The sequence below is a fragment of the Ignatzschineria sp. RMDPL8A genome (assembly GCF_029815055.1).
Lineage (GTDB): Bacteria > Pseudomonadota > Gammaproteobacteria > Cardiobacteriales > Wohlfahrtiimonadaceae > CALZBJ01.
Map to the genome: position 1 here is coordinate 1,760,510 of NZ_JAPPWA010000002.1, position 25,349 is coordinate 1,785,858.

The window sequence follows — 25,349 nt, forward strand, 5'->3', positions numbered from 1 at the left end:
CTCTACAAATCAGCATGGGAAAAAGGGCCCTTAATCCCCCCTATTTAGATAGGCATTAAGGGCGTAGGTTTACGAACAAGGAATCGATCGCGATGGTTAAAGAATCTGTTGTTTCAGTCAAAAATGTGACGTTAAAATATGGGGAGAATATCGCTCTTGATAATCTCTCCATCGATATTCCGAGCGGAATTGTCGTTGGCATGATTGGCCCCGATGGTGTCGGAAAATCGAGTCTGCTCTCGTTAATTGCCGGTGCCCGCGCGATTCAAACCGGAGAAGTGATCGTACTCGGCGGCGATATGGGTGAAAAATCTGTTCGCGATATTACCTGCCCACGCATCGCTTATATGCCGCAAGGCCTTGGGAAAAACCTCTATCCCACCCTTTCTGTAGAAGAAAACTTACAGTTTTTTGGCCGCCTCTTTGGGCACGATGCAAAAGAGCGTCGTGAGCGGATTGATGATCTTACTAAAAGTACTGGACTCTTCCCCTTCTTAGATCGTCCTGCTGGGAAACTCTCTGGTGGAATGAAGCAGAAACTTGGGCTCTGCTGCGCGCTAATTCACGACCCCGACCTGCTTATTTTGGACGAACCAACCACCGGTGTTGACCCGCTCGCACGTGCGCAATTTTGGGATCTGATCGATCGCATTCGTGAAGATCGCCCTGAGATGAGCGTCATTGTGGCCACCGCCTATATGGATGAAGCGGAACGCTTTAAGTGGCTGATTGCTATGGACGATGGTGAAATTCTCGCAACCGGCGCACCGAAAGAGCTGTTAGAACGTACCGAATCAGACAATCTTGAAGCGGCGTTTATTAAGCTCCTTCCCGAGGAAAAACGCATCGGCTATGAACCTGTGATCGTGCCGCCCCTTAATCTCGATAAAGATACTGCGATCGCCATTAAAGCGGAAGGATTAACCAAAAAGTTTGGCAATTTTACCGCCGTGAATAATGTCAGTTTTGAGATTCAAAAGGGCGAAATTTTTGGCTTTCTCGGCTCAAATGGCTGCGGTAAATCAACGACGATGAAGATGCTCACAGGTCTACTTCCTGTTTCTGAAGGAAAGGCGTGGCTCTTTGGGAAAGAGATCGATTCTAACGATATTAATACCCGTCGCCGCGTTGGCTATATGTCCCAAGCGTTCTCACTCTATAGCGAGCTGACCGTCTTTCAAAACTTAGAACTCCACGCCCGCCTTTTCCATGTAGCGCCTGAAGAGATGAGTGGCCGCATTGAGGAGATGGTGGAGCGCTTTGAGCTTGGCGATGTGCTCGATATGCTCCCGAATGACCTTCCACTTGGGATGCGTCAACGCTTATCCCTTGCCGTTGCGATGGTGCATAAACCCGAACTCTTAATTTTGGATGAACCCACCTCCGGCGTTGACCCGGTGGCGCGGGATAACTTTTGGCGTTTTCTCATTGAGCTCTCGCGAAATGATGGCGTCACCATCTTTATTTCCACCCACTTTATGAATGAGGCGCTCCGCTGTGATCGCATGTCGATGATGCATGCGGGCGAAGTACTCGACAGTGATACGCCGGAAAAACTGATTGAAAAACAAGGCACCGAGACGCTCGAAGAAGCGTTTATTAAGTACCTGCTTGATGCCGGTGCGGGCGATGATGAAGCAATGCCGAAAAAAGAGGGCCATCTTTTAGACGCGCCCACTGACACTGAAAATCAAACTCCTGAGGCCTTCCAACGTTTTAGTCTTCAGCGCCTTTTAAGTTATACCTGGCGTGAGGCCTTAGAGCTGCGTCGTGATCCGGTTCGTGCAACCTTAGCGCTCCTTGGATCGCTCATTTTAATGGTGACGATCGGCTATGGGATTACCCTCGATGTGGAAGATCTCCCCTACGCGATTTTAGACCGTGACCAAACAACATTGAGCCACAGTTATGCCAATAATATTTCTGGCTCCCGCTACTTTATCGAAAAAGATCCGATCCATAATTATGAGGAGCTCGACCGGCGCATGCGCAATACCGATATCGCCCTTGCCATCGAGATTCCGCCAAATTTTGCGCGAGATGTGGCCCGCGGGAATAATGTCGAAATCGGCGTTTGGATTGATGGCGCAATGCCTCAACGGGCGGAAACTATTCGCGGCTATGTCCAAGGGATGCACCAAGAGTGGCTGATGAGCGAGGCAAAATATCGCTATGGTTATGAGTTTAAACCGGCCTTTAATGTGGAGATGCGGTATCGCTATAACCCCGATGTGCGAAGCTTAACTGCCATTGTGCCAGCAGTGATTCCAATTATGCTGCTCCTCATTCCCGCGATGCTCACAGCGCTCTCGGTAGTGCGCGAAAAAGAGCTAGGCTCCATTATTAACCTCTATGTCACCCCCGTCAGTAAACTTGAATTTTTATTAGGGAAACAGGTGCCCTATATTATTATTTCGATGCTCAACTATTTCTTAATGGTAGGGCTTGCGATCTTCTATTTTGAAGTGCCGATGAAGGGCGGATTTTTCACCCTGACGATCATCACCTTCTTCTTCTGTATCTTTTCAACGGGCTTTGGGCTCTTTGCTTCAACGCTAACGAAAAGCCAGATCGGCGCAATGTTCTTTACCATTATCGGCACGCTTATTCCCGCAATCCAATTTGCCGGAATGCTCAACCCCGTCTCGGCACTTGATGGATTTGGCCGGGTGATTGGTGAGATCTACCCCGCCTCCCATATGCTCACTGCAACTCGCGGCGTCTTTAGTAAAGCGCTCTATCTCAACGATCTCTCAAGCGAGCTTATGATCTTGATGATTACCGCGCCGATTATCGTCCTTTGCAGCGTAATGCTTCTTAAAAAACAGGATTCCTAAAATGATTATGCGTAAAATTTCCAATATCTATTTTTTAGGCATCAAAGAGCTTTGGAGCCTGATTCGTGATCCTGTATTACTGGTCTTGATCGCCTTTACCTTCACCGTTTCGGTCTATACCGCGGCCACAGCTGTACCTGATGGGCTGCAAAATGCGAGTATTGCCGTTGTTGATGAAGATCGTTCCACTTTATCAGAACGCATTCAAACCGCCTTCTATCCGCCCCAATTTACACCGCCAAAAGAGATTACTTTGAGTGAAATGGATCATGGCATGGACAAAGGGGCCTACACCTTTGTCATGAACATTCCACCCTATTTTCAAAAAGATGTGCTTGGTGGCCGTTATCCAACACTGCAACTCAACATTGATGCAACGCGCATGACGCAAGCCTTTACCGGCAATATGATAATTAATCAAATTATCAATGGCGAGGTGAGTGAATATCTCCAACGCTATCGCAGTGAGGCGCTCTACCCAGTAAAACTCGTCGAACGCATGCGGTTTAACCCCAATCTTACGGCGTCTTGGTTTGGCGCGCTAACGGAGATTATTAACCTTATTACCATGCTTTCGATCCTTTTAACAGGAGCGGCGCTGATTCGCGAACGGGAGCGAGGAACAGTGGAGCATCTTCTGGTGATGCCGCTCACGCCCTTTGAGATTATGCTCTCTAAAATTTGGTCGATGGGGCTTGTGGTCTTAATCGCGTCAACCTTATCGCTCACCTTTGTGGTGCAAGGGGTATTAAGTGTGCCGGTCGAAGGCTCGGTGCTCCTCTTTGTTTGTGGTGCGGCCCTTCATCTTTTTGCCACCACCTCCATGGGGATTTATCTTGCGACGCTTGCGCGCAATATGCCGCAATTTGGGATGCTGATGCTACTCGTCTTAATTCCGCTACAGATGTTATCGGGCGGGATGACCGCGCGGGAAAGTATGCCGGAATTGATTCAAACTGTGATGCTTGCAGCACCCACAACTCACTTTATTGAACTTGGAAAAGCGATTTTATTCCGCGGCGCCGGCTTTGAGATTGTGTGGCCCTCGTTCTTCTATCTGCTTATTATCGGCTCGTGTTTCTTCTTCTTTGCCCATCAACGCTTCCGTTCGACGATTAGCCAGATGGCATAAAGAGAAATCAGATAAAGTCATACAATCGAAACGTAAGACAGCAAAAAGCCTGAATCACCACGATATCAATTAATAATATCCGAGATGATTCAGGCTTTTTTATACCTTAAACAAGAGGGATTATGCCCAGTGAATGTGCGTCACTTTTTCCGCAAGATCCACGAGCGACCACTCATCACGATAATCATCGGGATCCCACTCATCATTAAAACTGCCATCTTCTTCAGAAAGCGGGATGCCTTGGTTAACGAGCACTGTTTCATTCGCTTCCTGCCATTTACGCATGAGCGAGCCATCTTGGTGATATTCAAATAAGAGTTCACCGCTTAACAGGTGGCTCTTAATCATAAAAAGATCCCCTTTTGCCGAGAGTTTTGAGAGCGCCGCTTCAAGCTCACCATCAAAAAACTTCTGCTCAAGAAGGTGTGGATCGATTAAAAAATAGTGCCATTCGCCGTAATGCCCGAGGATCATCGGTTTAAATTCCAAAAATCCAAATGGAACGCAATCCCCTTGCACGAAATGAAATTCTTTACCATTAAAGTGCTCGCGCGCCCAATCAAACAGCGCATAACTACAGTCACTCTTTAAAAAAATTGCACCGATATCCATATTATTTGCCCTCGTAATGTTAACGAACTTTATTGTTATAGTCGCAGTGTGACATAGTTTTATGACGCAAATGTTACAGAGAGCAAGATTTAGGATAACAATCAATTTAAATGTTAAGTTTTGTAAGAGAACAAAGAAAAAACCTCCAGAATTGCTTGATTAACATTAGATAAAACAAGACTCTGGAGGTTTACAATATTTAAACAAACTCAAGTTTTGTATAAAAAACTATACGGAATAATGCTCAATTAAGGGCGCGATATTGAGGTTCGTTTCACGAAACTCAGCGCCATGTTTGACCTCACCTAAGCATGGAATATCAGTAAGCTCGTGGATCGATTCCATATAATCGTGGATATAACAATCATCGCCATCGTGAATATGATTGCCGACCCAGCCTAAAATCGGTAACCCTGCCTGTTTCACTGCTTCAAAGGTCAGTAGTGCATGATTAATGCAACCAAGTTTCAAACCGACTACAACCACCACCGGAAAACGGTTTTTAATGACCCAATCGGCAAAGGTTCCTTCCTCATTGAGCGGCGTAAACCAACCTCCCGCGCCTTCCACTAAAAGATAGTGAGATTTCGTTAAAAGGTGCTCCGCCCCTTGCGTCATCACTTTAAATTCGATCGGGCGATTTTCCGCACGACTTAAGAGATGTGGTGCCGTTGCAATCTCAAAAAAGTAAGGGTTCACTTCATCGTACGTAAGCGCTACATCCGAGTTTGAGGCCTTTAAATGGGCTACGGCATCGGGGTTTTTAAAGCCCATCTCTGTGGCTTCCGCGCCCGATGCGATCGGTTTATAGCCTACCGTTTGGTACTGGTGCGCATTGAGCGTTTGTAAAATTAATGAGGAGACGTAGGTTTTCCCCACTTCCGTATCGGTTCCGGTAATAAACCAGGCATTATTCATGTCGAATCACTCCTAATACAAGGTGATAAGTTAATGGAAATTTGCCATCTTTTTTAGGATACGCCTCCGATAAGGTTTTGAGGACACTGCGCCCCATTAAACCTTGTCGGCGTTCGGGTAAAGTGGTTGCTCCAATGTTTTGTAAGCTGCGTAAAACCGAAATACAATCATCAAAATAGAGCGTTTCCGTAAAGGGAATTAACTCATAAGAGAGCCCTGAAAGCGCCTCATGTACAGCATCCGTTTTAAGAAAATCGAGGGTGTGCTTTCGATCATCGACCGCGCGCCACGCCTCATCAAGCTCAAATAGTGAATGATCCACAATGGTGGTAAAAAAAGCATAACCGCGCTTTTTCACCACGCGCGTTAATTCCCGCGCTGCCACATCTAAATGATGACACCACTGCACCGCAAGATTGCTCACGGAAAAACAGAACGATTCATCCTCAAAGGGAAGCGCTTCGATATCGCCTTTAATATAATGATCGGCCACATTTTTCATCCGCGCCGTCTCAAGCATTTCAGACGATAGATCGAGCGCCGTCACGGTTTGATAGTTCGCTTTAAGTTCATGACTTAAAAACCCCGTACCGCAACCGGCATCTAAAATATGGTGATTGTGCGGGGAAAACATCATCTTTTCAACGAGCGCATCGATTAAGACTCTCCCCACGCGCTGTTGTAATTCAGAGGCTGAATCATACCGCGTCGCTGCTCGGCCAAACGCCATGGCAACGCTTGATTTATCCACGATAGACATTCGCAAACGTCTCCAGAAGTTGTGCAATATCGGACTCGGTGTGAGCCGCCGTTAACGTAATGCGTAAACGCGCGCTATTGGGTGGCACTGTGGGCGGGCGGATCGCGGTAATCCAGATCCCCCGCTCTTGTAGCTTTGTTGCGAGCTGTAGGCTTTCGTCATTTCCGCCAATAATAATGGGCTGAATGGCGCTATCTGAGATCGGCTCGATCCCCATTTTAATGAGCCCCGTCTTAAATTGATCGATATTTTGGCGCAGTTGTGCTCGACGATCATCCCCTACTTCGATGAGTTTCACAATCTCATGGAGCGTATAGGCTTGCGCCGGCGGAATCGCGGTACTGTAGATAAGCGGACGAGAGACTTGCGTAAAATACTCTGCCACCAAATCCGAGCAAAGGAGCGCAGCACCACTTAACCCAAAGGCTTTACCAAAGGTAACAATCAAAAGATCGGGCTTAATGCCATGCTTAGCGCAAGTGCCCCGCCCTTTTTCGCCATTGACCCCAATGCCATGAGCATCATCGACCATCAGCCAGCTATTATCATGACGAGCCGTTTCATCAAAAATCTCACGGAGCGGCGCTTCATCACCATCCATACTAAAAAGGCCTTCGGTAATGACAAGCGTGCCCCCATTAAATCCGTCCGGAAGCGCATTCATCCGCTTTTGTAACGAATCGAGATCATTATGATGAAAGCGCGTTAATCGCCCCGGCACCATCATCGACGCTTCCATTAAAGAGGCATGACTTAATCGATCGGCAACAATGCGATCCTCTTTTTCAATCAAGGCTTTAATCACCGCTTGATTCGCGGTAAAGCCCGATGGATAGACAATTGCCCGATCATAGCCAAGCCAAGATGCCAGCTTATTTTCAAGATTCGCGAGCGCTTCATTGTAGCCGGTAATATGCCCCGAGCCTGCGCTACCAACGCCATACAGATCGGCGCCCGTTTTCCACGCTTCAACCACCTCCGGCGCTTGACTTAGGCCGAGGTAATCATTGGAGGAAAAATTGAGATAACGCGCACCATTAATCTCGATCATTCGACCAAGATCGGTGGCTTTAGTCATTTTGCGCTGACGATAGCTATCGCTAGCCGATCGCTCGGCCAGCGTCTCCTTCATACGTTGTGTAAAGTGCATTGCGGTCTATTGAACTGTCTGCATGCGTGGGTTATCAGTTGCAGTTAAATCTAAACGCTCGAAAAGTGCATTATCATCATCTTTATCGGCATTTGGACTTGTGAGCAATTTTGCCCCGTAGAAAATTGAGTTTGCCCCCGCCATAAAGCAGAGCGCTTGGAGTTCAGGACTCATCGTTTCACGGCCTGCTGAGAGGCGTACCATCGATTCAGGCATCATAATACGCGCAACGGCAATGGTACGAATAAAGTCAAAATCATCCACCGGATCATTCTCTCCAAGCGGCGTTCCTTTAATCGGGATTAAACGATTGATGGGCACGCTTTCTGGCGCTTTATCCATGTTCGCTAATTGCACTAAAAGCGATGCACGGTCTTTGAGTTCCTCACCAAGGCCAATAATTCCGCCCGAGCAGATCTTCATGCCGGAATTGCGCACGTGATCCAAGGTATCAAGACGGTTTTGATAGGTGTGAGTGGTGACGATATCGCCGTAAAATTCAGGCGAGGTATCTAAGTTGTGGTTGTAATAATCAAGGCCTGTATCGGCTAAATCGTCCGCTTGCTCTTTGGTTAAATGGCCAAGCGTCATACAGGTTTCCATGCCTAAGTTTTTCACTTCAGCAATCATTTTTTTAATGTACGGCATGTCGCGCGCTTTAGGATTACGCCACGCAGCGCCCATACAGAATCGCGATGCGCCCTCCTCTTTCGCCACTTTCGCAGCCTCGATCACCTTCTCGACCTCCATCAGCTTCTCAGCTTCGACATCGGTGTCATAACGCACACTTTGAGAACAATATTTACAGTCTTCCGAACAGCGGCCAGTCTTGATTGAAAGCAGACGGCTGACCTGAATTTTTGTAGGATCGAAATGTTCGCGATGCACTTGTTGCGCTTCGAAAAGCAGCTCAAATAGAGGTTTCTTAAAAAGTGCTAACGCTTGTTCAACGGTCCATTTTATTGTTTTTGTCATTGTTTATTCCATTTTATTATTACAACAAATCAGAGCTCATGATAGATGAAAATGTAGTACTATGTAAACTTTCGTTTGCTTTATTCAATGGAAGAATAGGATAAATAGAAAGAATGACTAAAATCGATACCTCCTTTGATACACGCCACATTTGGCACCCTTACACCTCCATGAGTGAACCGCTCCCTTGCTATCCTGTTGATTCGGCAAGCGGTGTGACACTTCATCTGGAAGATGGTCGCACCTTGATTGATGGAATGTCCTCTTGGTGGGCGGCGCTTCATGGCTACAATCACCCCGTATTAAACGAGGCGATCAAAAATCAGCTCGATAAAATGAGCCATGTAATGTTTGGTGGCATTACCCATCGCCCAGCGGTGGATCTTTGTAAACGACTGGTCGAGATGACGCCCGATCCGCTTGAGTGCGTATTTCTTGCCGACTCGGGTTCGGTCGCGGTTGAAGTCGCGCTTAAAATGGCCTTTCAATATTGGCACGCCAAAGGGGAAAAACGCCACAAAATCGTGAGCCTTTCCCACGCTTATCACGGCGATACCTTTGGCGCGATGTCGGTCTGTGATCCGAAAAACTCCATGCATAGTATTTATGAAGGCTATCTCCCAGAGCATCTATTTGCTCCAACCTTTACCCTTGGATTTGATGATGAGTGGGATGATTCGGCGGTGGATGAGCTCTTCACTTTAGTGGAAGATAATGCCGATGACATTAGCGCAATTATTGTGGAGCCGATCGTGCAAGGCGCGGGCGGAATGCGCATGTATCACCCCAATTATCTCAAAACAATTCGGGAACTTTGCGACCACTTTGGCATCTTAATGATCGCCGATGAGATCGCAACGGGCTTTGGCCGCACCGGAAAACTCTTTGCTTGCGAACATGCCGAGATTGCCCCCGATATTATGTGCGTTGGTAAAGCGATTACCGGCGGATATATGACTCTATCTGCAACGCTCACCACGCGCCACATCGCCGATACCATCAGTAATGGCGAGGCAAAATGCTTTATGCACGGCCCAACCTTTATGGGAAATCCTCTCGCGTGTTCGGTTGCTTTAGCGAGTCTCTCACTGCTTGATAATGGCGCATGGGAATCGAACGTTTCCCGCATTGAAGCGCAACTTAAAGAGGAGCTTTTCGTATTAAAAGGCCACGAGGATATTGAAGATGTTCGCGTCCTTGGCGCCATTGGCGTGATCGAGCTTAAAACCCCGATTAACCAAGAAAAAATGCAGGCCTACTTTGTTGAAAATGGCGTCTGGATACGCCCCTTTAATAAACTCGTCTACATCATGCCGCCCTATGTGATTAAAGAGGAAGAGCTCCGTCAATTGACCGGTAGTTTAGTTAATCTCTTAAATCGCCCGGACTTTAAGGAGTTTTTAGCATAGATGGCTCAACTACTGATAAATGGCACCATTAAACCCTATCTTGAAATGGGTAGCGCGGATGGCACCCCGCTTCTCTTCTTGCACGGCATTTTAGGCGCTAAAGAGACGTGGGAGCCAGTGATGGAAACGCTCTGCAACGACGAGGAGTTTAACAACACCCATCATCTTCTCGCCTACTCACTTGCAGGATTTGGCAAAGAGAATAAAAATACGCCGAAAGAGACGTTTAATACCGCCATTCACGCCGATGAGCTCATCGCCTTTTGCGATGCGCTCTCACTTAGTAAAATTAAGGTAGTGGCATGGTCCTATGCGTGCCATTCAGTGCTGCTTGCCGCAATCAAGCGTCCCGATCTTTTCAAAACGATCCTCCTTTATGAGTGCATTGTGCCAAGCTACGGCCTTGAAAACTCGCGCGATAAAATGAAGGCGTTCACCCGTGACATTACCCGCATGATGGCGCCTTCCATAAAAGCGATTCGTCGCGGCGATCTTCTCGAGGCGGCCAACCAATTTGCGCTAGCATGCAGTAATAATGAATCTTTTCTTGATTCACAATCCCCGCGCGTGCAGGCGATTAAAGCTGATAATCTCCACACATTGCCGCTTCTCTTATCGCAAGAGAATCCCGCGCCGATTACCCCGGACACAATTAAGACCATTTCAGCTAAGATCGGCATTCTCTGGGGTGAAAAATCCCGCGCGATTTTCAAACTTGCATCAAACGCACTTCAAGGTGCTCTCGATCCTGAGCAGTTAATTAAAGGCTCTGGTGAAATTGCGAACGTTCACCATCTTCTTCCTGAAGAGAATCCCGAGCAATTTGCCGAGCTGATTAGGCCATTATTGATATAGATTGATGATTAATATAAGCTCTCACAAAAAACAAACCCCATCGATCGTGATGGGGTTTTTAGTATCGTTTTCTTAACTTCGCGCCTCTTCGGCTAGGAGCAGTTTTTTAAGGAGACGAATCAAAATATCTTGCTCTTCATCGGTAAGTGTTTCGGAAAAGGAGCGTTCAACCGCAAAGTGCGCTGGCGCTGCCTGCTTAAGCATTGCCTCTCCTGCTTCGGTTAACTCCACAAGCACCACACGACGATCATCAGGATCTGGATTACGAGTGATAAATCCGCGCTTTTCAAGACGATTAATTCGGTTGGTCATTCCGCCTGAAGAGACTAGCGTATCCACCAATAGCGCGCCCGGTGTGAGTCTGCCCTCTTTTGAGCGTTTTAGCGCGGCGAGCACATCAAACTCCCCAATGGTGATATCAAAATGGGCCAAATTTTGATCAACCCGCTTTGAATAAAACGATTCCAAACGCACCAAACGAGCGGTAATTCGCGCGCCTTTTAAATCCGCTTCATCATAGTGCCGATACCAATCAATGAGTAATCGATCTACAAAATCATCATACATATAGAGTTCCCTTATTTGCTCCAATCACTCCCCATATTGTACTTAAATAGAATAGTTGCGTGGGGTAAAAATTTATCTTAACATTAAGAATCTTTTTGTAAAGATTTTAACCAAATTTTGAGGATAACATGAAAAAAGCGCTTCGTGGACAGATTTTGACGTTCAAAAATGACCCATTCCTTCACCCGATGGATCAATGTCTCCATTTCTTGAGCGACGGCATTATCGTCATTGAAAACGGCATGATTACCGCGGTGGATGATGCGGAAAATTTACTATTTGAGCTTAAAAAAGAATCCGTCACGATCACCGAATACAGGGATTCGATTATCAGCGCCGGCTTTATCGATAGCCACGTGCATTACGCGCAAACCGAGATTATTGGTGCCTACGGCGAGCAACTGATCGACTGGCTCAATAACTACACCTTTATTGCCGAGCAAAACTTCAAATCTCGCGAGCATTCCGATGAAGTGGCTGAAATTTTCATTAATGAACAACTTAAAAATGGGGTCACCTCCGCGACGGTGTTTGCCACCATTTTCCCGCAATCGGTCGATGCTATTTTTGAAGCAGCCGAAAAACGCAATATGCGCTTTATGGCCGGAAAAGTCTGTATGGACCGCCATGCGCCCGACGGGCTTCTCGATACGGCACAATCGGCCTATGATGATTCAAAAGCGCTGATCAATCGCTGGCACGGGCATAAACGCCTTGAGTATGTGATTACCCCGCGTTTTGCGCCTACTTCAACTCACGAACAGCTTGAAATGCTCGGCGCGCTTGCAGCAGAACATCCCGATGCGCTGATTCAATCACACGTTTCTGAAAATATTGATGAAGTGGCGTGGGTGAAATCGCTTTTTCCAAATGCGAAAAGCTACGCCGATGTCTACGCCGATTACGGATTAATGCGCGAGCGGGCGATCTATGGCCACGGGATCTATTTAACCGATGATGAATTAGCGCTCATTTACGAACGCGGCGCCGCTGTCGCCCATTGCCCAACCTCTAACTTTTTCTTAGGCTCTGGCGCGTTTGATCTTAAAAAAGCAAAATTAGCCAAGCGCCCGATCCACGTTGGACTCGGTACGGATTTAGGGGCCGGCACCTCATTTTCAATCTTCCAAACCATGGGAGAAGCCTATAAAGCGGGACAACTCAATGGCTACGCACTCTCGTCACTCCACGCCTTTTATCTTGCCACGCGCGGCACCGCCGAGGCGCTTGGATTAAAAGAGAAAGTGGGTACCATCGCCCCGGGAATGGAGGCGGATTTAGTGGTAATCGATCTAAAATCAACGCCGATCATTGAGTATCGTATGAATTCTGCAAACTCACTCGAAGAAGCTCTTTTCGTGCAAATGACGCTCGCTGACGACCGCGCCGTGAAAGAAACGATCGTTGCCGGGGAATCGGTCTACCAACGGGATTAATCCCATGCTAAAATAAGTGAGTCTTTGTTTTTACAATGTAAAGTAATGTAAGCGACAGGAGTCCTTATGGTAGCAAATGAAACCCCTTTTACCACGCGCGAAAAAGAAGCGATTTTAACTCAATTCCCGAGCTTAGGCCTACCCCGCGATCCTGAGAGCCATAAAGGAACCCATGGCTCAATTGGAGTTTTGGGGGGCGGTAGTGGCATGACGGGCGCGCCTATTTTAGCCAGTATGGCCGCCCTTAAATTAGGAGCTGGCAAGGTTTTTATCGGCTTTAATCAAGACACCTTGCCCATGCCTTATATTGCCTCAATGCCGGAGCTGATGCTCTATACGGCAAAAGAGCTTATTGTAGAATTTCGCGATAGCATGAATGCATGGATTGTCGGCCCTGGCCTTAGTCAATGCGCTGAAGCGCGCCGAATTTTACAACAGGTGCTTTTTCATAATAATGTGCCGATTGTCCTTGATGCCGACGCGCTCAATCTCATTAATCGCCGCCAATGGGTGCCGCGTGAAGAGGGAATGACGATTCTAACGCCTCATCCAAAAGAAGCAGCGCAGCTTCTGAGCAGTACTACCGAAATTGTACAGGCAAACCGAGAGACGGCCGCGCTTCAACTTGCGAAAACCTACCGCGCTATCGTTGTGTTAAAAGGCCCAAAAACTCTCATTGCTTATCAAGATAAGATCATTTGGCAAAATCCAAGTGGCAACGCAGGACTTGCAACGGCGGGAACGGGCGATGTACTAGCAGGAATTATTGGCTCTCTTTTAGTCCAAGGGGTTCCCCCTTTAGAAGCGGTACCTGCGGCGGTTTGGATTCACGGGAAAGCGGCAGATATTATTGTATCTAAAGGCATCGGACCAATTGGATTAACCGCAAGTGAGATCATACCCTTTGCGCGGCTCATTCGTAATGCACTCACCAATCCGAGCGAACCGCATGTGGTTTAGGAACGATCCATCTCCATTATCGCACCATTATGATCAATCTAGATAATCACAAGGATCAATCCCAATCCGCTCAATCATCCGAGAAAGCCTGTAGCGGAAAACTCTGCGAGCTTTCTGAGATCCATAAAAAACCCAGCTCACCGTTTGAATGGGCTGGGATTTTACTGCTCTTTCTTCTCTTTGGGCTGCTTGCCTATCTCTTTATACCTCAAGCATAAAGGTTACCGGCCCATCATTTAAGAGTGATACCTTCATATCTGCGCCAAACTCACCGGTTTCAACGTTTTTATGCCCCTCTTTCGCATTTTCAACCAGATAATTAAAGAGGCGCTCCCCTTCTGCTGGCGGCGCTGCGGTTGAAAATCCAGGACGTAATCCTTTATGAGTTTCAGCGGCGAGAGTAAATTGCGATACGAGCAACAGACCGCCCTCAATATCAATGAGCGAGCGATTCATTTTCCCCTCATCATCAGAGAAAATACGGTAATTGAGAAGACGGTGCAACAGCTTATCCGCTTTCGCCTCATCATCGCCCTTTTCAACGCCAATCAGCGCTAAAATCCCCTCATCAATGGCACCAATGGTTTTACCATCGACCACCACATTGGCATATTTAACCCGCTGAATTAATGCTTTCATTATCTTATTTCTCCCTTTTCTCCCTTTTTCTCTATTAAATCACGCTGACTCAGAATATTCGAGTGCTTCGGCAAGATTAACCGATACAATGCGCGACACGCCCGGCTCACTCATGGTGACCCCGATTAAGGAATCGGAAATACTCATCGTCGCTTTATTGTGGGTAATAAAGATAAATTGAACCTTTTCACTCATCTCATTTAAAAGATCGCCAAGACGGCCAACATTCGCCTCATCAAGCGGCGCATCCACCTCATCGAGCATACAGAAAGGCGCAGGATTGAGATTGAAAATCGCAAAGACTAGCGCCATCGCCGTCATCGCTTTTTCCCCACCAGACAGCAGGTGAATCGTGCCTGGTTTTTTACCCGGCGGATGGGCAATAATATTAACGCCACTTGTGAGCGCATCATCATCGGTAAGCTGAAGATAGGCTTTTCCCCCACCAAATAGGCGTGGAAAGAGCGTTGAGAAATCTTTACTCACCTGATTAAAGGTCTCCATAAAGCGCTCGCGCGTCTCTTTATCGATCTGTTTAATCGCATTTTCAAGGGTGGTAAGCGCGCGATTTAAATCCTCATCCTGAGCGTCAAGATAGGTTTTCCGCTCGCGAAGCGTCTTACTCTCTTCAATCGCCACAAGGTTTACTGCGCCAATTTTATTAAGCGCCTCACGCACTGAGGTGAGCGCCTTTTTAAGTTCCGTTTCGGTAAGCGATTCATGCTCTACATCTAAAAGCGCGCGCTCCTCATCGGTGAGATTATCATTTAATTCACACCAGCTCGCTTCCACCATCTCGTGCTGCGTTTTAAGCTCTGCCTCTTTAATCATCAAGCCTTGGAGCGCATTTTTCGCACTCTCAAGCGCCTTTTCTGAAGCCTCTTTTGCCGCTTCATCGGCTTTAATCGCCTCGCGCTTTTCTTCAAGAGCAATTCGGTCTGCTTCCAATCGCTCTGTGAGCGCCATAAAGGACTCTTCCGCTAAAATTAAGCTCGCTTCCTTTTCCTCAATCTTGTCATCATAATCGCTCCGAATATCGGTTTCCGATACCCGCTGATGGATCGATTGAAGCTCTGTTTCAGCCCGTTTAATTCCCTCTTCAACGTGAGATTTTTCTCGCTGAATTTGATCGAGCTGATGCTTTTTCTCCATAAAGCTCGATTTTTCGTGATCAAACTGCGTCCGCTCACTCTCCGCCTTTTCCAGCGTTTTGGCTAAAGTTTCAGCGAAAGACTCATGCGCCATCACCGCATCTGACAACGACTCATGCTGAATGCTAGTATCGGTTAACAGATCACTAATTGTTTTTTGCGCATCAATTAATTGATTGGAAACGCGGTGGCTATCGGTTTCAATACGCTTTTGCTCACGATCGACTTGCGCTGTTTCTTGCTTAATTAGGCTAAGCGCTTTCTCTTTTTCAAATCGCTCGCCATTGCGCGCTTTGATCATCGCTTTAAGTTGCCCAAGCGTTGCCTGTTGCTCCGTCTTTTCATCCTCTAGCTTGCCGATCTTTTCATCGATTAGCGACACCGCAAGATCGATCTCGGAAACGCGCTCTTCGGCGGCTTCAATCTCCCCCTCTTGCGCTAAAATACTCTCAATTCCCTTCGCATCGTCAAAGGCAATCTGCCAATCTTTCCCAAAGAGATCGCCCTCTTTATTGACGAGCCACTCATGGGGTTTTAACGCGTTTTGACGCGCTTTAATGGCGGCAGGATCTCTCGCTTCCGCATCCGTTAAGAGATAGACATGCGATAGCAGTGCGCCAAGCTCAAGATCACTTTTTAGATAATAACCAAGCTGCGTTTCCTGATAGGTAATCGAGCACTCACCGCCAATAAAACTTGGATGATTATGATCCGTTGAGATCTCTAAATAACGAGACAATACATGGTCAAAAGCCTTGTTCCAACCCCCGTCAATGGTGATCTTTTCAAACAGCGGTGCTTCAACTTTGGCGTGGCGTTTTGCCCGCTCTGCCATCAGCGCTTTAAGCGCATTCACCTTCCCGTTGAGCTCTGAGCGTTCATTGAGAAGCGCCTGCTTTTCACGATTGTGCGCCGCAAGGAGCGATAGACTCTCATTTAGCACACCCTCAAGCTCCCCCTCATCGGCGGATAACGCCACCAAATCATTGGCAATGATCGCGACCTCGTCAGACAGTGCCGCCTCGTTTTTCCGCGCGATTTTTAGATCCGGCAAATTATCCCGCTCATTTTCAAGACGGCGCGCCGCCTCTTTCAGCTGAGCAATGCGATCCTCTTCAAACTGCATGCGCTGCTTATTTAAGGTGATGGTATGTTCAAGTTTAGAAAGTGCCGCTTTAAGATCGCGCTCTTGTTTGGTTTCACTGTCGGCTCGATTTAATAAGGTTTGCAGCGCCTCTTCTTTCGCAAAAAGTGCCTCTTCCTGCATGATGAGCGTTGTGTCGAGCTCTGTTTCATCATGAGTTAAAATCACTAAGCGTTCACGAAGTTTTGCAATCTCCGCTTTAAGGGTATCCGCGCGCTCATTCCACTCATCTAAGCTCTTTGAGTCCCGCATTTTAAGCTCGCGCAACATGGTAAGCGAATGTTTTAAGGATTCGATCGCCTGCTGTTCTTGATAAAAGGTGCGATTTTTCGCCTCAAGTGCCCGTTCTTCCGTCTCAAACGCGGCTTTCATTTCCGATAATCGCTCGGTTAATTGAGTTAAGGTCTCAAGAGAGGATTGAAATTCATCATGCTTTTGTTGCCCGGTTTCGGTGAGGGTTTCCAGCTTTTCGAGCACCGATTCACGTTGCGCCTTAATGCGCCAATAATCGAGCGACCGCTCCTCTTTTTTAAGGGTTTGATAATGGATCGCTGTTTCCGCCTGCTTTTCAAGCCGTTCAAGCTGTTTGCCGAGCTCAACGCGCACATCGGAAAGACGATCGAGGTTTTCGCGAGTATGTTTAATGCGAAGTTCAGTCTCACGGCGGCGCTCTTTATATTTAGAAATGCTCGCTGCTTCCTCAAAAAAGGTGCGGAGCTCTTCCGGGCGCGATTCCACAATACGTGAAATCATGCCCTGCTCGATAATCGCATAGGAACGCGGACCAAGCCCCGTTCCCATAAAGATATCGGTAATATCACGGCGACGGCAACGGGTGCCATTTAAGAAATATTGGCTCTTGCCATCGCGATCTAACAATCGGCGTATACTGATCTCCGCATAGGTCGCCCACTCGCCGCCAAGTAGGCCTTCGCGGTTATCAAAAATGAGCTCGATGCTGGCAAATCCCGAGGGTTTCCGATGGGTCGATCCGTTAAAAATCACGTCGCTCATCGATTCCCCGCGCAATTGTTTTGCCGAGGATTCCCCCATCACCCAACGCACCGCGTCGATAATGTTCGATTTTCCGCACCCATTCGGGCCGACAATCCCATTCAAACGCCCGTTGAGTACAAACGTCGTGGGCTCCACAAAGGATTTAAAGCCTGACAACTTTACTTTACTTAAACGCAATGTAAAACCTTCATCTCTTAAGTTAATAAACGAGCTATAAAATAGCATATTTTCGCAGTTTCCGCCGTCTTAATCGTGGGCAGATTATGATTCTAAGGGGATATTTTGGGCAATAAAAAACCCTCCGTTTGGAGGGTGTCTGCAATGGTTTATGCAATCTATTTTAATGCGCTTGTGGCGCATTTGATAATGCGATCCATTTTATTTGGAATTGACGATCGAGAGCCAACGCTTCATCAAGTTTTTCTGCTCTTTTTGCGTCATCGGTTTAATAATGCGTAAGCGATCAATCTCTGATTTTGGCGGATAGAGCGCCGTATCCTCACGGAGCTCCTCTTTGAGATATTTCATCGCCGCCTGATTGGACGTCGCGTAATCAAGATAATTGGTGATATCGGCATTGTGCTTCCCATCGATCAGAAAATCGATCAATTTATAGGCATTTACCTTATTGGGAGAATCCTTTAAAATCGCAAGCTGATCAAAGCCCACAAGACCGCCCTCTTTCGGAATAATGTAGCGAATCTCAACGCCATTATCCGCCTCTTTTGCTCGTGATTTCGCGAGATAGAGATCGCCCGACCAACCGAGCACTAAACAGGCATCACCATTAGCGATCGCGTTCACATACTCAGAAGAATGGAACTTTTTTACATAGGGACGAATCGATTTTAGGAGCGCTTCCGCCTTGTCTAAATCGGCTTTATGAGTGGAATTAGGATCGAGCCCAAGATAGGTGAGCGCCATCGGAAAGAGCTCTGTTGGCGTATCTAACAGATAGATTCCGCAACTCGAGAGCGCTTTGGCATTCTCAGGATCAAAGAGCAGCGACATCGAGCCATGATCGGCATTCGGAAGACGCGCTTCCACCGCCTTGACGTTATAGGCAAGCCCCGTCGAGCCCCACATATAGCCCACCGAATAATCGGCAACGCCCGGAAGATCCTCTAAGCGCTCATTGACAAAAGGGGCAATATTATCGAGATTTTCAAGCTGCGAGCGGTCGATTTTTTCGAGCTTATCCGCTTGAATCAGATAGCTGACCGTAAATGCCGAAGGCACAATAAGATCGTATTGACCATTTCCCGTAAGCGTTTTTGCAAGGAGCATTTCGTTACTATCAAACGTATCATAAATCACGCGAATCCCCGTCATTTCGGTAAATTCGGTCAATTTATCAGGGTCGATATAATCGCTCCAATTATAGACGCGCACTTCGCCCAAACTCGCTTTGCCCGCATGATCACTCTGAGCGAACGCAAAAGGCATCAAGAGCGATCCGGCTAATAATCCCGCCAGCATGCTTTTTTGCACGCGAATGGTAAATGAAAATCCTGCACTTTGCGGCGCAGCCATATTTAAAAATGTGTATCGCTTCATATCGGTATCCTCCACCAAAATAAGCGCCCTCACTCGTACTTTTCGGCAGAGAAAACCTCTTTCATTGACCCGATAACTAACACAAACCGCTACGTTTTTGCGTCAATGCGTGAACGAAAAATAACCGAGAGTTCCATCGTTTATGAACATCCACCTCTGTGACATCATTGCAATATCAGCGGCTTTGGAGCCTATTTCTTGTTATCGTGAGGTGAATAGAGAGTGTAGAGTCGTCGCCGTTTTTTGTTCTAGTGTAATAAAATGGCAGGACACTCTACGTGAGCATGAGTATAGCCTTATTTCCCCCCTGAAGATACTTTTTTTCACCCTTTTTTACGTTTTTTATCTTTTTTAAAACGTGTGCATCAGGCAAAATAAAGCCCAAATAACCCTCCATTTACGGAGCTATTCGGGCTTTTTAAAATCAACTGTGATTCGCTAGACTCGCCACTATTTATGCATGGTGATATTGAGCCAGCGTTTCATGATCTTTTTCTGCTCTTTTTGCGTATGCGGTTTAAACATCTGCATGCGATCGATCACCTCTTTCGGCGGATAGAGCCCTTCATCATTGCGGCTCGCTTCCGTTAAATAGGGATAGGCGGCTTGATTGGGCGTTGAATAATCGAGAAAATTCGCAATCTCGGCATTATTTTTGCCATCAATTAAGAAGTCGATCAATTGATACGCTTCCGCTTTATTTTCCGCACTCGATAAAATTGTGAGCTGATCAAATCCCACAATGCTGCCCTCTTTCGGGATCACATAGCGAATATCCACGCCTTTTCCGGCATCTTTTGCGCGCGCTTTGGCATTATAAAAATCGCCCGACCAACCGATTGCAAGGCATGCATCGCCATTTGCCATCGCGTTTAAATACTCCGATGAATGGAATTTTTTAATGTAGGGACGGATATCTTTAAAGAGCTCTTCAACCTTCGCTAAATCCTCATCCTTAGTGGAGTTTGGATCGAGCCCTAAATACATCAACGCAAGCGGCATCACCTCCGTTGGCGTATCTAACACATAGATTCCGCAACTGGCGAGCGCTTTGGCATTTTGTGGATCAAACAGCAGTGATAATGAGTCGGTATCCGCATTGGGAAGGCGCTCAGTCACCTCTTTGACGTTGTAGGCAAAGCCGGTTGAATTCCACATATAGGCGACCGAATAATCCGATACGCCGGGAAGCGCTTCGAGTCGTTCGTTCACAAATGGGGCAATATTATCGCGATTTTCAAGCTTGTTAAAATCGATTTTTTCGAGTTTTCCCGCTTGAATCAGATAGCTTACGGTAAAGGATGAGGGCACCACAATATCGTATTGACTGCCCCCTGCGAGCGTTTTCGCAAGAAGCATTTCGTTACTATCGAAGGTGTCGTAAATCACTTTGATGCCGGTTTTTTGAGTAAAATCCTCAAGCACTTCCGGCTTCATGTAATCACTCCAATTATAGACGCGCACCACCTTATCTTTCGCATAGGCAATGGGAAGCGCGATCGCACCAACGAGGAGCGATGTGATGACCACCTCTTTAAGAGGAAATGGGGATTGTGCTTTGTGTAAAAAGTTAAGTCGCTTCATATCGGTATTCCTCCACCAAAAAAAGCGCTCTCACTCGTACTTTTCGGAAGGGGAATCCCTTATCATTAGCCCGATAACATCTGACAAACTGAAGCTTTATCGCTAAAATTTAAGCGCGAAAATGCGTAAGTTTGGTGCTAATGTGTTCTACGAAAAATAACCGAGAGTTCGATTGTTATATGAACATCCACTTCTTTGACATCATTGCAATATCAAGCGCCTTAACTGCCGGCATATTCGTTGTTATCGTGAAGTGAATAGAGAGTGTAACGAGTCGCACGATCAGCGTTTTATACGTTACAAGCGCGAGTATACGCCCATATTTTCAAAATGCTCATTTAAAAAATTTATCGCCAAAACGAGCACAAAAAAAGCGAACATTCAATCTCCGCTTAATGTGGAATAATGCTCGCTTTCTTACTTTTTTCAGTTTTTTCGTTTAAATGAATCGGCGTAACTTTTTATGAGGTCTCACTCTTAAACCTAATGCCCACCCCGTAAAATTGCCTCATCTTCAGGGGTAAGTGGTTCGCCGAGTTGAAGCTTTTGCAAGACCCGTTTCATTGGCGATTCTTGTTTCGCTAACTGCGCTAATAGATCTTGAAGCTCAAGCAATTGCTCCTCGCGCGCCTCAAGCATCATCTCACTTACACTTAAATTTTTAAGCCAATCGATCCAGCTCTCCTCCTCAAAATGAAAGAGAAGCTGCGCTGCATTTTTAATCGTCGGATAATCTTGCAGCGTACTCATAATATAGTAGAGCCTACGGTGATCCCGATCATCGCTTTCGAGCAGAAATTGAAAGGTGCCAATCTCATTCATTAGGCTCGGATCATTTAATAAAAGCACCACAATCCGATCGGTAATGCTTAAATTTTGATGAAGATCGATATATCTGCGCTGCTGCGGCGTTCGCCCTTTGCGCACATGTCTTTCAAGGAGCGACTCAGAAACTTCCGTTGTTTTAGCAAGCTCTTCACGCAACAGATCCCGAAGGGGAATATCCCGCATTCGATTGATTTTTTCTGCCGCCGATTCGAGCATTGCTGCCCGTCCTTCAAGAGTTTTAGTATCAAAATTCTCTTTAAGCGATTCAAAGAGGTATTTCGAGAGCGAATCCGAGGACTCAATCGCCGCTTTAAACGCCTCCGTGCCACGCTCTTTAACAAAGGAATCCGGGTCATCTCCCTCTGGCAAAAAGAGAAATGAGAGCTCTTTCCCCGCCGGAATCACCCCGAGCGATTCTTCAAGCGCTTTACTCGCCGCCGCACGCCCCGCCCGATCCCCATCGAAACAGAAAACCAGATGCGAGGTGTAACGAAGCAGCATCTCAATTTGCCGTGCCGCGATCGCGGTTCCAAGCGTTGCCACCGCATTGCCAATGCCATATTGCGCAAGCATCACCACATCCATATAGCCTTCCACCACGATAATTTCATCATAATGGCGAGTATATTTGCGTAGCTCATAGAGCCCGTAGACTTCCGAGCCTTTATGAAACACCGGCGTTTCTGGTGAGTTGAGGTATTTAGGCAAATCTTCATCGCTTAACACCCGGCCACCAAACCCGATGGTATCGCCACGACGATTGCGAATGGGGAACATGATGCGATTGCGGAAACGATCGTAGCTATTGCGCTGCGATTCGCTTAACAGCCCCGCCTCCATAAGCATCGACTCTTTCACGCCCTCTTTTTTGAGTGCATCGAGCAGATTACTCCAGCCACTTGGCGCAAATCCAAGCCCGAAGCGTTTTGCAATCTCGCCACTGATATCCCGTTTTTTAAGATAGGAAATGGCGTGATCTTTTTCGCTACTGCTGCGTAACTGCGCTTGATAAAATTGGCTGGCCCGCGCCAAAACATCGACTAGCGTCTCTTGCTTTTCAGCCTTTTGCGGATCGTAATTTGCGCCCCGCTCATAGGGCACATCCATCCCCTCATGGCTTGCAAGCACTTCCACCGCTTCCTTAAATTCAAGCTGCTCATACTCCATCAAGAAGTTGATCACCGTCCCTTTTGCGCCGCACCCAAAACAGTGATACGCCTGACGAGATTCATTGACAAAAAAGGAAGGGGTTTTCTCTTCATGAAATGGGCAACACGCGGTGTAATTCTTCCCTTTTTTCTTTAAAGGAACGCGCATATTAATGACCGCAACGATGTCCGCTCGTGCGACCAAATTTTGGATAAAATCCCGTGGAATAAATCCTCGTTTTTCCATTAACTGCCAATCCTTATTATCTTTAATTAACGATAAGTAGTTAATAAAAGGGGCGCTTAGAATGCCTAAATGCCCCTGCGTTTTTGTATTACTTCAAAAGTCTTTTAGAAGGTCTTTTAAAATTAAGCGAGTGCTTAACCAAGACGGCTGCGCACGATTTTATTCGCTTCACCCATATCGGCTTTTCCGTGAAGTTTAGGACGAAGTGCAGTCATTACTTTTCCCATATCCTTCATTTCAGACGCGCCGGTTTCCGCCAATACTTCGTCAATAATGGCAAGCACTTCCTCATCACTTAATTGCTCAGGAAGATAGGGTGCTAAAAAGCCAAGCTCGGCCTCTTCAACGTCCACAAGATCTTGACGATCGGCCTTTTTAAATTGATCAATCGACTCACGGCGCTGCGCTACCATACGATTTAAAATCGTGATGAAATCGTCCTCAGAGAGCTCGCCATGTTTATCAATTTCCATCGATTGAATTTCAGCTAGAACTGAGCGAATCGCGGTGACCTTGGCACGATTTTTCTCACGCATCGCGGTCTTCATATCGTCTTTTAATTGATCTTTTAAGTTCATGTCTGTTTCCTTTTTTATGATGAAAAAAGCCCAAACCAGATGGCTTTGGGCTTATTGATTTTGATTATGTGCCATGCACTATTCTACTCTTTTTTTACAACTTTTTCCTGTAGAAGTTATGCAAGCCGACTTTTCATTCTGAATGCCGATTAAAAAAGACGTGTAACTTCATCAAGATCGAGCGCAACGCCATTGATGGTAAATACCGTGCCATCGTAATCGATCACAACGCTAAAGATCTCTTTCGCTGCATCATACAGTTTGTAATCTTGCGGGAGCATCATCGCCATAAACATATAGCCCATGGTGATGCCCTCATCGATCTCTTTACGCGCGGCTGCTGGGTCTTTATTCTCAAAGTCCTCATCAAAGAGCGTTTGCGCGGTGAATACTTGATCAACGATATAGGCTTTTGGCACTGAAATCTCAATGTGCATGCTGTTGACGGCTTCCAATAATGCGCCAAAATCCGCCATATCATCAAGCGCAACGGCGGCGTAGTTCTCATTGAGATCCATCACCCCTTTCATTGACGCGCTGTTGCCATTTTCAAGCGTTGACACCATCGAGAAATCGCTGACAAACTTTTCGCTCATCATGCGTTTCACCAGTTCAGCCACCTCAAGACGAAGCGTTTCACTCACCTCACCGAAGAGCTCTTCCTCAATCCCCGCGCGGAGGCTTGTGCCTAAAAATGCATAATAAGCTTGGAGCTCATCGACATTCATCCCCGTTGTGGTTTGTGCCACTTTAAAATTACCAAACGAGCCTTTTTTACCGTTATAGTTGAGCATAAAATCAGAGACGTGACCGCTATACTCCACCACGCCTTCACCAGATTCTTTTTTGATCGTCATGGTGCTATCAACGACGGGAAGCTGTAGGTGCGTGCGCTCAATCTCTTCGCTAAACCAAGACTCTTCCTCGGTTAAAACAACCACATTATTGAGTGTACTTTCAAAGGTGTAATCGAGCGTTTCAGCATTAAAATCTGAACTCAGCGCGAGACTCTCAACACTAAAATCAACAAAATCGGGCGATTCTTGAATGTTAACACCGCTCATTTTCGAGACGCGGAAGCCTAAATTCACCCCATTCCAGTTGTGCAGACTGGTTTTTAATTCACTATAGGGTTTGCTATAAGTGACATTGCGCTCAAGGCTTAATTCACCAAAACGAAGCAGCGCGACCGGAATCGTATCAAATTCACCATCGGTGCGATTTTCATAATTTTTTGCGGTGATCGTGTGGTTTACATCTTTAAAATAGTGCGTTGCTCCAAAGTGATTTTTGCTTGGCGTTAACATGCCCGTCACGCTGTGTGGCGGTAACAGATCCACCTCGCCAATGAGCCCGCCATCTTGATGCACTTCTGCAATAAAATCCGCTTGCGCATCAAAATTAATTAATCCTGCTGCATCGGCAAACGTCACGTGCCCGGCTTCGCGATTTTTAAAAATGATGGTATTTCCTGCATCATCGACCACAAACGGAACACTTGAAGAGAGCGCATACTCCGCCCCCTCTTCCGTTTCAAGAAAATGGGTATAGCCGTGTGCCACATCGAAAAAGTTATCGAGCACTGAAATCCCGGAGGTTTTCACCGCAAGATAATCCTCTTTAAGGGTGGCTTTATTGGCCTCTGTTAATGACACGGTTGGCCCACTCTCCGAGGCGGAGAAGATATTCCCCATCACCACGGTAATCGTAATAAATAGTGCGGAATATCCGAAAATTTTCTTACCCATAATCTACCCTTTTTATGATTTTTTAAATCCCGTTTGAGATCAGCTTTTAGAACTTAAAGTCGTGCTGAAAACGATTTTTCAACTGATTCATTTGTTT

20 protein-coding genes are annotated in these 25,349 nt (G+C 46.7%); 7 read left to right on the forward strand and 13 right to left on the reverse strand.

Annotated elements, in window-relative coordinates; genetic code table 11:
• The first annotated feature begins 92 nt into the window (after window positions 1-92).
• Together rbbA and OXI21_RS09420 are read left to right on the forward strand one after the other, a co-directional pair.
• On the forward strand, window positions 93-2,837 hold the full coding sequence (rbbA, locus tag OXI21_RS09415; protein WP_279619322.1) for a ribosome-associated ATPase/putative transporter RbbA: 2,745 nt from the start codon (window positions 93-95) through the stop codon (window positions 2,835-2,837).
• A gap of 7 nt (window positions 2,838-2,844) precedes the next feature.
• On the forward strand, window positions 2,845-3,969 hold the full coding sequence (locus OXI21_RS09420; RefSeq protein ID WP_279619417.1) for an ABC transporter permease: 1,125 nt from the start codon (window positions 2,845-2,847) through the stop codon (window positions 3,967-3,969).
• A gap of 120 nt (window positions 3,970-4,089) precedes the next feature.
• On the opposite strand, the gene OXI21_RS09425 is transcribed toward OXI21_RS09420, so the two are convergent.
• The 5 genes from OXI21_RS09425 to bioB all read right to left on the reverse strand — a co-directional run bounded on the left by OXI21_RS09425 (window position 4,090) and on the right by bioB (window position 8,384).
• The gene (locus OXI21_RS09425) at window positions 4,090-4,581 is read right to left on the reverse strand and encodes a hypothetical protein (RefSeq protein ID WP_279619323.1); all 492 of its coding nucleotides are present in this window, start codon (window positions 4,579-4,581) and stop codon (window positions 4,090-4,092) included.
• Window positions 4,582-4,809: 228 nt separating this feature from the next.
• The gene (gene bioD / locus OXI21_RS09430) at window positions 4,810-5,499 is read right to left on the reverse strand and encodes a dethiobiotin synthase (protein ID WP_279619324.1); all 690 of its coding nucleotides are present in this window, start codon (window positions 5,497-5,499) and stop codon (window positions 4,810-4,812) included.
• Window positions 5,492-6,259 (reverse strand): malonyl-ACP O-methyltransferase BioC, encoded by a 768-nt coding sequence (gene bioC / locus OXI21_RS09435; RefSeq protein ID WP_279619325.1) that lies wholly within the window; start codon window positions 6,257-6,259, stop codon window positions 5,492-5,494. The genes bioD and bioC overlap by 8 nt, the downstream gene beginning before the upstream one ends.
• Window positions 6,243-7,409 (reverse strand): 8-amino-7-oxononanoate synthase, encoded by a 1,167-nt coding sequence (locus OXI21_RS09440; RefSeq protein ID WP_279619326.1) that lies wholly within the window; start codon window positions 7,407-7,409, stop codon window positions 6,243-6,245. Before OXI21_RS09440 ends, bioC begins: the two co-directional genes overlap by 17 nt.
• Before the next feature lie 6 nt (window positions 7,410-7,415).
• Window positions 7,416-8,384, reverse strand: a complete 969-nt coding sequence (bioB, locus tag OXI21_RS09445; RefSeq protein ID WP_279619327.1) for a biotin synthase BioB — start codon at window positions 8,382-8,384, stop codon at window positions 7,416-7,418.
• A gap of 113 nt (window positions 8,385-8,497) precedes the next feature.
• Between bioB and bioA the strand changes: the two genes are divergently transcribed.
• Both bioA and OXI21_RS09455 read left to right on the forward strand, forming a co-directional pair.
• Complete coding sequence (gene bioA, locus OXI21_RS09450; protein ID WP_279619328.1) at window positions 8,498-9,793, forward strand: adenosylmethionine--8-amino-7-oxononanoate transaminase; 1,296 nt, start codon at window positions 8,498-8,500, stop codon at window positions 9,791-9,793.
• Entirely contained in the window at window positions 9,794-10,648 is an 855-nt protein-coding gene (locus OXI21_RS09455) for an alpha/beta hydrolase (RefSeq protein ID WP_279619329.1), read from the forward strand.
• A 72-nt stretch (window positions 10,649-10,720) separates the two neighbouring features.
• On the opposite strand, the gene OXI21_RS09460 is transcribed toward OXI21_RS09455, so the two are convergent.
• On the reverse strand, window positions 10,721-11,215 hold the full coding sequence (locus OXI21_RS09460) for a MarR family transcriptional regulator (RefSeq protein ID WP_279619330.1): 495 nt from the start codon (window positions 11,213-11,215) through the stop codon (window positions 10,721-10,723).
• Between the two features lie 128 nt (window positions 11,216-11,343).
• Between OXI21_RS09460 and guaD the strand changes: the two genes are divergently transcribed.
• The 3 genes from guaD to OXI21_RS09475 all read left to right on the forward strand — a co-directional run bounded on the left by guaD (window position 11,344) and on the right by OXI21_RS09475 (window position 13,829).
• Window positions 11,344-12,651 carry a guanine deaminase gene (gene guaD / locus OXI21_RS09465; protein ID WP_279619331.1) on the forward strand — a complete coding sequence of 436 codons (1,308 nt, stop codon included), beginning with the start codon at window positions 11,344-11,346 and terminating at the stop codon, window positions 12,649-12,651.
• Between the two features lie 66 nt (window positions 12,652-12,717).
• Window positions 12,718-13,611: an NAD(P)H-hydrate dehydratase gene (locus OXI21_RS09470; protein ID WP_279619332.1), complete on the forward strand. Its 894-nt coding sequence runs from the start codon at window positions 12,718-12,720 to the stop codon at window positions 13,609-13,611.
• Window positions 13,612-13,640: 29 nt separating this feature from the next.
• Window positions 13,641-13,829, forward strand: coding sequence for a hypothetical protein (locus tag OXI21_RS09475; RefSeq protein WP_279619333.1), 189 nt, complete (start codon window positions 13,641-13,643; stop codon window positions 13,827-13,829).
• Here the strand turns inward: OXI21_RS09475 and dtd are convergent.
• The 7 genes from dtd to OXI21_RS09510 form a co-directional block, all read right to left on the reverse strand.
• Window positions 13,813-14,250, reverse strand: coding sequence for a D-aminoacyl-tRNA deacylase (gene dtd / locus OXI21_RS09480; RefSeq protein ID WP_279619334.1), 438 nt, complete (start codon window positions 14,248-14,250; stop codon window positions 13,813-13,815). The genes OXI21_RS09475 and dtd overlap by 17 nt on opposite strands.
• Window positions 14,251-14,289: 39 nt before the next feature.
• Entirely contained in the window at window positions 14,290-17,739 is a 3,450-nt protein-coding gene (locus OXI21_RS09485; protein WP_279619335.1) for an AAA family ATPase, read from the reverse strand.
• A 201-nt stretch (window positions 17,740-17,940) separates the two neighbouring features.
• Window positions 17,941-19,119, reverse strand: a complete 1,179-nt coding sequence (locus OXI21_RS09490) for an extracellular solute-binding protein (RefSeq protein ID WP_279619336.1) — start codon at window positions 19,117-19,119, stop codon at window positions 17,941-17,943.
• 450 nt (window positions 19,120-19,569) lie between these two features.
• Window positions 19,570-20,703 carry an extracellular solute-binding protein gene (locus OXI21_RS09495; RefSeq protein WP_279619337.1) on the reverse strand — a complete coding sequence of 378 codons (1,134 nt, stop codon included), beginning with the start codon at window positions 20,701-20,703 and terminating at the stop codon, window positions 19,570-19,572.
• A 483-nt stretch (window positions 20,704-21,186) separates the two neighbouring features.
• Window positions 21,187-22,926 (reverse strand): DNA primase, encoded by a 1,740-nt coding sequence (gene dnaG / locus OXI21_RS09500; RefSeq protein ID WP_279619338.1) that lies wholly within the window; start codon window positions 22,924-22,926, stop codon window positions 21,187-21,189.
• A 134-nt stretch (window positions 22,927-23,060) separates the two neighbouring features.
• Window positions 23,061-23,504 carry a GatB/YqeY domain-containing protein gene (locus tag OXI21_RS09505; RefSeq protein WP_279619339.1) on the reverse strand — a complete coding sequence of 148 codons (444 nt, stop codon included), beginning with the start codon at window positions 23,502-23,504 and terminating at the stop codon, window positions 23,061-23,063.
• A gap of 149 nt (window positions 23,505-23,653) precedes the next feature.
• Window positions 23,654-25,252, reverse strand: a complete 1,599-nt coding sequence (locus OXI21_RS09510; protein WP_279619340.1) for a hypothetical protein — start codon at window positions 25,250-25,252, stop codon at window positions 23,654-23,656.
• Window positions 25,253-25,349: the final 97 nt, after the last annotated feature.